Source organism: Pedobacter africanus, from assembly GCF_900176535.1.
Taxonomy (GTDB): Bacteria; Bacteroidota; Bacteroidia; order Sphingobacteriales; family Sphingobacteriaceae; genus Pedobacter; species Pedobacter africanus.
This window is the reverse complement of record NZ_FWXT01000004.1, coordinates 140,104-152,118: the sequence shown is the minus strand read 5'-3', so window position 1 is coordinate 152,118 and position 12,015 is coordinate 140,104. Positions and strand designations below refer to the sequence as shown.

7 protein-coding genes are annotated in these 12,015 nt (G+C 44.2%); all 7 read right to left on the bottom strand.

Going from position 1 to position 12,015, the window contains the following annotated elements; genetic code table 11:
* Positions 1-10 precede the first annotated feature (10 nt).
* The 7 genes from B9A91_RS20475 to B9A91_RS20445 all read right to left on the bottom strand — a co-directional run bounded on the left by B9A91_RS20475 (position 11) and on the right by B9A91_RS20445 (position 12,014).
* Positions 11-1,852: a RagB/SusD family nutrient uptake outer membrane protein gene (locus B9A91_RS20475; RefSeq protein WP_084240904.1), complete on the bottom strand. Its 1,842-nt coding sequence runs from the start codon at positions 1,850-1,852 to the stop codon at positions 11-13.
* A gap of 23 nt (positions 1,853-1,875) precedes the next feature.
* Positions 1,876-5,301 carry a SusC/RagA family TonB-linked outer membrane protein gene (locus B9A91_RS20470; protein WP_235012627.1) on the bottom strand — a complete coding sequence of 1,142 codons (3,426 nt, stop codon included), beginning with the start codon at positions 5,299-5,301 and terminating at the stop codon, positions 1,876-1,878.
* Between the two features lie 196 nt (positions 5,302-5,497).
* Positions 5,498-6,493 (bottom strand): FecR family protein, encoded by a 996-nt coding sequence (locus B9A91_RS20465; RefSeq protein ID WP_084240902.1) that lies wholly within the window; start codon positions 6,491-6,493, stop codon positions 5,498-5,500.
* Positions 6,494-6,573: 80 nt separating this feature from the next.
* Positions 6,574-7,128 carry an RNA polymerase sigma factor gene (locus B9A91_RS20460; RefSeq protein WP_084240901.1) on the bottom strand — a complete coding sequence of 185 codons (555 nt, stop codon included), beginning with the start codon at positions 7,126-7,128 and terminating at the stop codon, positions 6,574-6,576.
* A gap of 278 nt (positions 7,129-7,406) precedes the next feature.
* Complete coding sequence (locus tag B9A91_RS20455) at positions 7,407-9,614, bottom strand: Gldg family protein (RefSeq protein ID WP_084240900.1); 2,208 nt, start codon at positions 9,612-9,614, stop codon at positions 7,407-7,409.
* Between the two features lie 2 nt (positions 9,615-9,616).
* Positions 9,617-10,555 carry an ABC transporter ATP-binding protein gene (locus B9A91_RS20450; RefSeq protein ID WP_084240899.1) on the bottom strand — a complete coding sequence of 313 codons (939 nt, stop codon included), beginning with the start codon at positions 10,553-10,555 and terminating at the stop codon, positions 9,617-9,619.
* A 25-nt stretch (positions 10,556-10,580) separates the two neighbouring features.
* Positions 10,581-12,014, bottom strand: coding sequence for a RagB/SusD family nutrient uptake outer membrane protein (locus tag B9A91_RS20445; protein ID WP_159451749.1), 1,434 nt, complete (start codon positions 12,012-12,014; stop codon positions 10,581-10,583).
* Position 12,015 lies beyond the last annotated feature (1 nt).

The window sequence follows — 12,015 nt, the reverse complement described above, 5'->3', positions numbered from 1 at the left end:
AGTGAATGAATTACCAGCCTGGGTTCTGAACCAGAGACTGATTTAATGTTACCTCGTGGGAAGGGATAGGATACAAAAGATTCCTTTCCGCAACATTTTCATAGGTAAGCAGGTACCAGGGCTGTGTTAAGGCCTGGGCTGCATTATCTGACTGCATCATGGACAGCGTTTGCTTCATTTCCGGAAGATACATTCCCCAGCGGATCAGATCTGGCTTACGCAATGCCTCGTAGGCCAGTTCCCTCATCCTTTCATCGCGGATCACTTCCATAAAACTATCTTTCGAGGCGGTTTGCGCAGTGGTAAGGTTGGCGTCTTCTGTTTTGTAAACTGAGGCAATTGCAGCAGCACCGCTACCGCTCCCACCGCTAAATGTTATGGCAGGTGCAGCAGTATATTTGCCCCTGGCAACTCCCGCGCCCGTAACAGGATCGGGGCTTAAGGTAACCGAAGTTACACTACCGGCAATAATAGTTGCAGTTGCAATAGCCCCACCAGCCCCTGCAATGTTCACTGTAGGTGCAGTGGTATATCCCGTGCCCCCATTTGTAACCGCAATAGCTTTAATTCCGGAAGACCAGGCCCTTCTTCTAATCTTATTGACAGCCTCTATAGCCTCGGCACTTACAAGACCTTTAGCCTGGGTTTCTGCTTCTGCATACATCAGCAAGACATCGGAATAACGCAGTATAGGAAAATTCTGTGGTGTATTGTAGGCTATTTTTGGTGTTACCACCTCATATTCCCGTCTGAATTTTGCTGCATACCTACCGTAAATACTCGTATTTGAAGGATTGTCCAGCAAAGCCTGGGCGAGAAAAACTTTGGCCCCGGTGGTGGCGTTATAGGCAAAAGTAGAAATATTCCAGTCGCGGCGGTCATCCCCCGCTTCATATTTACGGTATAGTTTTGCAGTAACCTGATGCATTCCATAAGCTACCCCTACAGTGGCATTTGCAGCAGGCATACCGATTAAGCTACCGATATTGCCAAAAGTATTGTTGCTGTTCGAGTTATTGCCATAAAACTCTGCTTCCCATATACTTTCAGCTACATCATAGGTATCGTTGGCATAGCGGATAAAAATATTTTTATAATCCGGGTTCAATGCATGTGTGGCTTCGGTATCGTCTATTACTTTTCTTGCCCATTTGCTGGCTTCCGCATAGCGCGAAGCATCGTTAAGTGGATAACCAGCCATATACAAATTTACACGGGCCAGGATACCGCGTACGGCCGACCGGCTGATCTTCCCTCCAAACCCTAATATCCGGATAGGCTGTACCAGGTTTTCCGATTCCTCCATGTCTTTCACAATCTGTGCATAAACTTCTGCTACTGATGAACGCGGCACCTCAATACTCTGAGGAGAAGCAGTTGGCTGCAGCACCAGCGGCACACCACCAAAGTTTTGCACCAGCATGAAATAATAGTAACCCCTTAAAAACAGTGCCTGTCCGCGGATGATCTGCCTTTTCCCTTCATCCATTGCAGGTTTGTGCAAATTGGCCAGCAAGGCATTCGCACGGTCTATACCGGTATACATGGCTTTCCACAATCCTTCCAGCTCTGCATCGCCCGTGCCGTGAGAATTGGTGCGCATGCCAATCTCCTGACGGGCATAAAATGCTTCATCGGCACACATGTTCATCCTGGCCGAATACACGCTGCCATAAACCGGTCTGGAATATAAAGGCACATATACACCGTTAAGGGCCAGGTTAAGGTGCTCTTCTGTTTGATAATAATTTTCCGGGGAAATGAAATCCTTAGGATCTGTTTCCAGAAATTTCTTGCATGAGCTTGTGCTTAAACAAGCTATGATCATTAGTAAATAAGTGATCTTTTTCATGATAATATCTTTAAAATACTGGTTTAAAAGGTTGCATTTAATCCAAAAACAATGGTCTGCGCATGCGGATAGGCCGAATAATCGAAACCGCGGGTCAAGGCAGAGCTCTTGACCGATACTTCCGGGTCCAGTCCGGAATAATTGGTCCAGGTAGCCAGGTTCTGTGCAGAGGCCTGAACAGAGAGGCTCTTCAGGTAAAGTTTACGGACAAACCTGGGAGGAATCTGATAGGCCACGGACACCGTTTTTAAGCGCAGATAAGAGCCATCTTCAATCACCCTCGACGAACCATAGGCGGTTGGCCCCTGACCACCTACCCTGAAATATTTGTTGGAAGGGTTTTCGGGGGTCCAGCGATCGGCCCATGAAGCAAACTGATTGGTATGGTAAGCATATTGAGAATTGCCCTCAAAAACCAGCCTGTTTCCATTGAAAATATCATTTCCGGCAGACCACTGAAAAAACACATTCAGACTTAAGCCTTTGTAAGAGAAGTTATTTGAAAAACCGCCTGTGTGTACAGGCTCGGCCCGCCCAATTACCGTCTGGTCAAATGCATTTACAACCCCATCACCGTTCAGGTCGCTGTATTTGATATCACCAGGGCGTATGGCGGCCCGGGTATTGCCATTGGTGGGTACGTTTAACTTAAGCGAATAAGTTCCTGGAGCCGGACTATCAAAATCTTCAAACTGGTATACGCCATCAAAAACATAGCCATGAAAAACGGAAATAGGCTGCCCCACTTTTGCTGCCCATAAATTAGGTGCAGGTGAAAATCCGCCCGATACACTTGAAAATAAAGTGCTCGACTCCGTAAGGGCAAGGATTTTGCTCCTGTTGAAGCTGATATTAAAATTGCTCTCCCACTTAAATGAATTGGTTTTAATGTTGACTGTATTGAGTGAAAGTTCAAGTCCTTCGTTCTTGATTTTGCCAATATTCTTCGTGCTGGTTGAATAACCGGAAATATAAGGGATCTGTGCATTCAGCAACAGATTGCTGGTTGTTTTTCTGTAAACTTCTGCAGTTAGTTCAACCCTGTTACCGAACAGGCCCAGGTCATAACCGATATTGCTTGTTGCAATGGTCTCCCATTTTAGTGCAGCGTTGCCCAGGTCCGACAACCAGGCAGAGGTTAAAGGTATCCCATTGTTAAAGGAAACCCCGTTTACACGGTTATCAAAACTGATGCTGTTGTAAGTATCATAGTTTCCGATCCGATTGTTGCCGGAGCGACCGTAACTTAGCCTCAATTTGGAATTGGAAACAAAGGACATGGCTTTCATGAAGGGTTCATTGGTCATGTTCCAGGCAAAAGCTGCAGACGGGAAATAACCCCACTGATTGCCAGGCCTGAATTTCGAAGAACCATCTGCACGGGCAACTAAGGTAAGCAGGTATTTAGATTTGTAGCCGTAATCTATCCTGCTGAAAAATGACATCAGCTTATTGTTGCCCCCACTGGCAGTGATAGCCAGGGGCGTCCCTTCATCAAGTCCCAGCATTCCCAGCTGTTCATTGGGAAGAAATTGGGAAGTGGCACCATAAGTATTTGTAGTTACCCCTTCCAGTGAAAAGCCCGCCAAAGCAGTGAATTTATGATCAGTATTGAATGTTTTCTGATAAGTAAGTGTATTTTCATTTGTCCAGGTGTCGTTCTCTGCAAAGCTGAAATTGCCGTTTACCCCCCTGGTATTAACCGGGCTGGGAGAACCCTGTGGAGTGAGTGAATTATAAAAAGCCTCGCCCCGTATTACGCGTTTGCGGTAGCCTATCCTGGAATTGAAGGCCAGTTCTTTTATAAAGTTATAGGTAAGATAAGCATTACCAATGAGCTCGTTGTTGATGGTTTTCCGGTGTGTATTTTCTGCAGTGATAACCGGATTGATGCGCACATTGCTCGCATCTACATTCACATCCGGATCAAACAGTTCCTCTTCCAGGTTTACATTTTCATTAGCAGAAACGGGTCGGTATCCATATACATTGGCAAATATGTAATTAGAGATGGATGCTGTTCCCGTATTGGACGCGGCCCCCAACCCAAATGAAGTGGCACTGCTGTAATTGGCATTGAAACCAACTTTCAGTTTCTGGCTTACATCCTGGTCTAAAGAAACCCGGGCCAGCGCCCGGTTGTATCCAGAGTTGATCATCAACCCCTCCTGGTCGTTTATCACACCAGATACAGAATACCTGGTATTTTCAGTACCCCCTCGAATAGCAAAATTATGGGTCTGCATTGTCCCCCGGCGAAAGATCAGGTCCTGCCAGTTTACTCCGGCCACATTACGATAAGATTCCAGCGTTTTGCCGTTGGGGAAATAAACCTGGTTTACCAGATTTGTATTGATCATTTCGGACTGCATTTTCACAAATTCATACGGATTCATCATCTCCATTTGTTTTCTCAGCTCCTGAACACCAAGCGAACTGTTCAAAGTGATAACGGGCTTACCAGCTTTTCCTTTTTTGGTTTGTATCACCACCACGCCGTTTGCTCCCCTGGCACCATATATGGCCGTTCCGGAAGCATCCTTTAATACGGTAATCGACTCTATATCATCTGGGTTTAAAGAGTTGCTTTGAAAGCTTTCCATGGCAAAGCCATCTATTACATATAATGGGGCAGTGCTTTGCGTAAGCGAACCCGAGCCACGAATCACAATATCCTGAGCACTACCGGGCTGTCCATCACTTGTAGAAACCTGAACACCAGCCACCCTGCCTGCAAGTGCTTCTGTAAAGGTAAAAACAGGGGCTTTTACCAGGTCGTCCATTTTGACCTGGCCTACAGAACCGGTCAGGTCTTTTTTGGTTGTTGTACCATAACCGATCACCACTACTTCGTCCAGTCCTTTTGCATCGGTAACCAGCCTAACATTATAATTGCCTGCGCCCGAAAAGCTGATTTCCTGTTTAATGTACCCGATAAAGGAAACTACGAGTATACCTGTATTTTGAAGTGCATTTAGCGTAAAACTGCCGTCGGGAGCCGTTACCGTACCATTACTGGTTCCTTTGATCAGTATGCTTACTCCCGGTACCGGCAAGCCCTTCTCATCTGTTATTTTTCCTTTGAGGACAACCGGGGGCAGAGTTTCTGCAGCTTGCTGCAGGTCTGCACCATGGGCCTTTTTTATGATCAATACATTGGTACTGATTTCCTCATAGGTAAGATTACTGTCCTTAAACAATTCATCCAGTACCTCAACCAGCTTCTGGTTGCTTTTGTGAAAACTGATTGGCTTAAACCCCGCAATATCTTCACTTTTATAGGTGAAGCGTATTTTGGTGTTCCGCTCAATCTGTTTGAGTGTTTCCTTCAAACTGGTATTCTTTAATTCAAGTGATACAAACACCTTGTTCAGGTCCTGACCAACCAGGGTATTTGCCTGAAGTACTCCACTAAGCGTTAAAAAGCATATCAGATAAAAAAGTTTCATAATAACAGGAATAAAGCACGCCTCCCGGCACTTTGTAAAGATTAAATGCATAGTTTTGAATGTTTTTTAATAATTCTCGAAATGGGTTATTAACTAATCATACCGCTTTCCGGCTGGTACCCGGAGGCGGTCTTTTATTTTTGTCTGGTTCCTTTCATGAATTGCTATTTTGGTGAATAATCGATTGATTGTCTGGTTATTTTATAAAGTATTGGTTGTTCTTAATTTCAAGCTTTGCATCCGTTAGCCTGCACAGGATCTCGAGCGCCTTTCTTGCCCCAATATCCCTGTTGAAGGAGGTGGTTACGAGCGTTTGCTTCAGTTGTGCGTTCATTACAATGATTTCGGTGTTATAAACCCGCTCCATGTCACTGATGATGTCGGCAAAGCTTTCGTCTTCATAAGACAGGTAACCATATTGCCAGGCCCCAGCATGGTTATTGTCTGCAACTTTGTCTGTCTGGTGGATTTCTTTTTTATCGATCTTGACTTCCTGGCCCTTAATTAAGGTAGAAACTACCCTGTCCGATTTCATGACCTGCACCTTGCCACGTTTAACGGTAACGGTAATGTGCTGCTGCCCCTCATAAGCTTTTACGTTAAAAGCCGTGCCCAGCACTACGGTTGTTACATCGCCGGTATGAATGATAAAAGGCACCTTATCTGCATGCTTTACATCAAAATAAGCTTCACCATTGAGGTATACCTCGCGTTTTTTCTCGTCAAAATGTTCAGGATAGTTAATGGTGCTGGAAGCATTCAGCCAAACCTGCGTACTGTCATTCAATAACAGGAATTTATGTTCTGCCCTTTCCGTAAATTTCTGTACTATGGCTACTTCTGGTGTCCCCTTTTTAAGTCTCCATAGACCTATTGCCCCAAATGCAACCAGCATCAAACATGCCGCTGCTGTCCATACCGGCAGGACTCTTTTTTTTATCGGTTGCGCATACTGATTTGCAGCAACCTCCTGTAGCCAATCGGGTTCTCGGAGCACAAGTTTCCCCTCTTCATCAATATAGGTAAGAGAGGGGTTATTTTTTTTGATCTCGTCGTAAGTGTTTTTTACGAGTTCATTAATTTCATTATCGTGCTTAGCAGCGTGGATCAACTGGAAAAATTCCTCCAATTCCTTCCGGGTACACCTGTTGGTGTAATATTGCATAAAAAGGTAGGTGATGCGTTCTTTCATCTGAAGCTTTTCTATATAGTAGCTTCAGGTGGTCCTGGTTTCCTATCCGTCTTTTATCTTTTTTAACAAAAAAAATATAATCACTTGAAAATCAACACTAAAAAATCACGGATACTCGCAGTAGCCGAAGACAGGTGATTTTTTACGGTGTGTTGTGAGATCTTCATTTCGTCAGCAATATCCTTATAGGTTTTGCCTTCGTTTGTTTTAAGCAGATACACCTGTTTTCTTTTGAGGGGCAGCTGCGCTATGGCTGTTGCAAGCACTGCATTAAATTCCCTTTCCTCAATCCGGGCAGTGCCATCTTGCTCCAGGTCTTTCAGCGCCAGCCAGATCTTCTCTTTTAAACGGTCATCTGCCGATACCTTACGGAGATGTCTGATTACCTTAAAACGGGTAATGCGGAAAAGGTAAGCTTCAATGTTGTTGATTTCGTGCAACTTTTCACGCATATTCCAAAGGGTCATAAACACTTCCTGAATGATATCTTTAGCCACAAAATCATCTTTAGACAATCTCAATGCAAGTGTATAAAGCGGATACTCATACGTCCTAAACAGATCGCTGAATATCAATTCCAGTGCCTTGTCTTGGGTCAGGACATCCTTATGTTCTATTTTTTCCGGCTTTATCATTATCAGTTTATGATGTGTCCCTAAGCACTAGTGTACGTACACGAATTATATCCAAGGTAGGAAATATTTTGAAAGAAAAACACAACTAAAATTAAATTTGTATTTTTTGTAAATTAGGCTTGCCCATGGAAAATATAAATTCAATGATATAGAAATAACGGCTATAAAACTATAGCAGATGGCGGGGAATTAATCCGAATCAAAAAAACTGTCGGAAAAAACAAAACGGGCTACAATCAATTGCAGCCCGTTTTCAAGAAAAGTTATCAGAACCGCAGTTACCTTCGTTTTCTGTAAATCAGCAATAAGGTTGCGGTAATAAGTAAAGAGAATGGCAGTATGCCAAAGAAAAATATCCTGATGGCCAGTACGCCATTATCATCACTGCTGATGACATCCTGAGATTTGGGCCGATAAGTATTGACCGGAAATTCGCCGCCGGTAAACCACCTGAATGTCTCGGTGATGAGGTCAAAGTTTCGGGTAACAGGCCTTCCTCTGGCAATTTCAACTGAACTCATAAAATCTGCGTCTCCCGCAATCATGATCCGCTGTTCCTTATCAGCGATCCTGCGGGTAAGTGCAAGTACTAAAGGGTGTTTTTGCTGATCGGTTAGAATCGGTGTAATGTTAAATGCTGATGCTGAAATGGCATTCAGGCTTACTGCCCCAGGCATGGCAACAACCCCTTCGGCTTGCCAGGCACTATTGTATTTCTTAAAATACGGGCCCGCCTGTTCAGAAAACTTAGCCAGGATAAAATCAGGTGCAAAATCCCTGCTTTTCTCTATCACACTTTCTTTGTTCGTTCCGATGCCTAAATGAGCCAACAAGGGGCTAAGGACAGTTTGCCTGCCTGGTTCGGTTGTAATCAATAAATTTCCGCCCCGGTCTATATAGCGTTTAATCTTATCCAGATCGGAGGCTGAGAAGCTAAGCCCGGGATCCGCAATAACCAAAACCGAGGTTTTTGCAGGAATATCCCGCGTCTGCAAAGAAACAGTATCTACATCAAAACCCTGATTAATCAGCGCATACCTGAAAGTCAGCTCTGTAGTAGCAACCCTATATTCTTTGTCACCTGTTTTGTAAGTACTGCGTTCATCATGACCAGTCAGAAAAATGACCACAGGAATTTTCGAAGGCATTACGATGCGTTTGATGGCAGCTGTAATTTCCTGCTCACTGGCATACATCATCATGTCATTAAAATAACGCAAAAATGTCTTCTGATCACCATAACTTAGCTGCCGTACAACCCGGTTTTCCTCGCCACTCAGGTTCACTATTTTTCTGATCTGAGCGGGTGTCAGAACGGATTCAAAATTTAAGCCATAAACATCTGCCACACTCTTTGCCAATGCCTTCTCGTCCATCCCGGGATGACTTTTATAAAGGTTGGCATTTTTCGAAACATCATAATAATACACATAATCCATTTTCAGGTCGGGCATGAAGCGCCTGTATTGCATCAGTGTTTTTTCATCTGCGCTTTTCACTTCTGGTTTCGCCATGTAATAATTCTCATCAAGAATGTTCACATAGGTAGTAACCCTGAGCGGCTTATCCATTGTTTTGATGAGGGCCACACTACTTGCATTCAGTGTGCGCGTTTTTACGGCGGTAAGATCCAGATAAGCGGTAAGCGAAGGCCTTGAGCTAATATATCCCGCGACAAAACATACAAAGATTAGTGCCATATAGCGTAATAGCTTTACCCGCAGGGGTTTTGCCTCTCTTCCGGCCTGGAGTTTAATCCCGGTCAGCATTAAGAAGAAAAAAATCACGATCAGGAAATAAGCAACGTCCTCGGTACTGATTAAGCCACTAATAGCCTGTTCCGTTCTGCCAGAGATAGAAAGAAAATAAGTGACATGCCTGATGAGGTCTACGCCCTGTAACAAGCTGCCTATAAAGTTAAGCACACCCAATATACCCAGTGTACTGATGGCCGCCACCACCTGGTAAGACGTGAGGGAAGACATAAACAATCCTATGGCAGCGTAAGCACAGATCAGCAGATACAGGCCAAAAGTTCCGGCAAAAACCTGTCCATAGTCCATGTTTTTTATGGACAATCCACCAGCTACCCCAAAAAGTACAACGATGAATATCAGGATTAAACCATAGGCCATCATAGCCAGGTACTTACCCAATACAATATCCCTCACCTTAACCGGGGAAGACAGCAGCAGCTTAATTGAACCACTATGGGTTTCTCTACTGATGAGTCCCATGGTTAATAATGGAATATATAAGTAAAGGGTATTTTTTACACCAGCAAAGAAACCATAATTTCCACCAAAGATCTTATCGGTAATCTCTGTAAACTCCTGTCCCATTCTCGATGCCCTTCCGATCATCTGAATAAATTTGGTGATGTCTAATCCTGCCTGAATAGGAAAGATCATTAATACCAGCCAGGCTACGGGAGAGTAAAATAAAGTGCTTAGCTCAAAACGTGCAATTTTAAAAATTGTTCTCATCTTTACGCGGTGTGGTTTGGTTTTTTATTTGACAGTTGAGCAAAAATGGTATCCAAAGCGCTCTTTTCAAGGTTAATTTCTCTGAGCTTCCAGCCCTGGGCCACACTGGTTTCTACTATATTTTCTGTGATGTCGGGTGTGATGTTAAAATGCATCCTGATGGTTTTATCGGTTATGTATTCCACATTATTGATCCCAGGCAATGAGGCTAATTTTTCTTTTTCAGGCGGATTACCAAAAGTGACTACCAGACTGTTCGGTTCTATATAATTATTAAAGGAATCCATTGTATCTGAAAACACGATTTTACCCCCCTCAATCATAATAATATCGTGGCAGGTTGCCTGGATTTCGGCCAGAATATGGGAAGAAAAGATGACCGACCGTTCCTCTGCTATTTCTTTAATCAGGTGCCGGACCTCCAGGATCTGGTTAGGATCAAGGCCATTTGTTGGCTCGTCGAGAACAACGAGTAAGGGATGGTGGATGATGGCTTGGGCAATCCCTACACGCTGCCGGTATCCACCAGATAAATTCCCTAACAACCTTTTACTGAAATGGGCTACACCACATTTTTCCTTGACTTCGTCAACGGCGGCTTTGATTTTATTAGCGGGAATATGTCTGAGGTTTGCGCAGTAAGTCAGGTATTCATCTACCGTAACTTCCAGGTACAAGGGCGCGTTCTGTGGTAAAAAACCAATGCGTTTTTTTGCCTCTGCAGGATGCTCCCTTGTGTCAAAGCCTTCAATCACTACCCTGCCCTCTGTCTGACTTAACACGCCACAGAGGATATTCATGGTCGTAGATTTGCCGGCACCGTTGGAACCCAATAAACCAACAATTCCGGTTTTATTGATTTCAAAGCTAATGTCTTTAATGGCCCAGTCTTTACTATACCGGTGTGAAAGCTGCTCCAGCTTTACGATACTTTTTTTCATATGGGATATTATTGTAAAATGCTCGTTAGGGATTTAACTGCCAGTCCGGATTCATTACAGAAGCAGCTGGCCAGATTTGCCTCAGGTAGTTCGGGCTGTTTGGCGGTAAAATGTATTCCCGGCCTTCAGCAGTGTGTTTAATTGTTTTGGCAAACCTTGTTTCTTTATTTAAACGCTTCAGGTCCATTAACCTTAGTCCGGTAAAGGCCAGCTCTCTCCTCCGTTCTTCAAGCACAAATCGCAGTACTTTTTCAGCATCGTTATCAAAATCTGCAGTTGTAAATACTTTATAGGCTGCCGGCACGATACGGTTTTTCCTTAACAGGTTTACATCATCCAGCGCCCCCTGAAGGTTGTTGGTTCTGGCTCTACATTCTGCCCTTGTCAGGTAAACTTCAGGCGTATTCAGGGCATTATTAAAAAAATCTCCGCGAAGAAAAATCTTTACCCCATACCTGGTCATGTAATTGAAAGGCGGTGCCGGCGGCCAGCCATTGGCATAATATAGTGTCCAGCGTTGATCGTCGTTGCCAAACAGCGCGGTTAATTCAGCTGAAGCACATACGTCTTGTCCTAAACCAAATGGGCGCAAAAAGGTACGGGCAACAATTGCTTCCGGATGATCAATCCCCCGCGGCACGTCTGTCCAACCCACCGGGGTACCCGGTACAAACGGAAAAGGGCCGGGTATAATTACCTTATAATTGTTCATGTTTGCCAGGGTACTATACAAGCCGAGCGTTTCATTTGCCTTCTCCAGGGCTTTTCCATACTCGCCCATAAATAAATATACACGGCTCAGGAGCGCATAGGCGCCTGCCTTCCTGCCTCTGAATCTATTGAGTTTGGCATTAAGGGGAAGATCATTTGTTGCTGATGTCAGATCTGCTATAACCTGATCATATACTTCCTTAATGGTATTTCTGCGATGTTTGGCACTGATGTCTGCTTCGAGCACCAGAGGTATGCCGGGTTCGGTTGCGGCTGTAGCCTGATCGTAATGCTGCGCATATACGTTTACCAGCAGTAAATGTTCTAGCGCACGTCCCAGCAATGCTTCAGCACGGATACTGCGCTTATTTGCTTCGCTGCCGCCCTGTGCCTCCATGATGTTGTTGATCACGGTATTGAAATAAAAGAGGCGTTTGTAGCCCTCGCTCCACAATACGTCATTATCACCCTCGCCAAAAGCATTCTTGTCGAACTGATAAATCTTCCGGTTGCTTAACCTTTGTTTGGTATACAGGTTACCAGGCTCGCCCTCAGGTAAAAAAGCATCGTCTGTAATAAGGTCCTCATAGTAATCGCCGTAGGTGGTCACCGTAGCGAAATTCAGCATGTTTTCATAATCCTCAACTGTGGTTGGAATGAATTTATCTTTGGGCACAATATCAAGGAACTTCTTACAGCCCACCAGCGAAAAAAGTACCAGTGCTATATACAAATATTTTATTTTCATG

Excerpts from the sequence above, each read along its gene's own strand:
- B9A91_RS20450 (WP_084240899.1), bottom strand. The coding sequence starts at position 10,555 with ATGAAAAAAAGTATCGTAAAGCTGGAGCAGCTTTCACACCGGTATAGT.
- B9A91_RS20470 (WP_235012627.1), bottom strand. The coding sequence starts at position 5,301 with ATGAAACTTTTTTATCTGATATGCTTTTTAACGCTTAGTGGAGTACTT.
- B9A91_RS20475 (WP_084240904.1), bottom strand. The coding sequence starts at position 1,852 with ATGAAAAAGATCACTTATTTACTAATGATCATAGCTTGTTTAAGCACA.
- B9A91_RS20455 (WP_084240900.1), bottom strand. The coding sequence starts at position 9,614 with ATGAGAACAATTTTTAAAATTGCACGTTTTGAGCTAAGCACTTTATTT.
- B9A91_RS20460 (WP_084240901.1), bottom strand. The coding sequence starts at position 7,128 with ATGATAAAGCCGGAAAAAATAGAACATAAGGATGTCCTGACCCAAGAC.
- B9A91_RS20445 (WP_159451749.1), bottom strand. The coding sequence starts at position 12,014 with ATGAAAATAAAATATTTGTATATAGCACTGGTACTTTTTTCGCTGGTG.
- B9A91_RS20465 (WP_084240902.1), bottom strand. The coding sequence starts at position 6,493 with ATGAAAGAACGCATCACCTACCTTTTTATGCAATATTACACCAACAGG.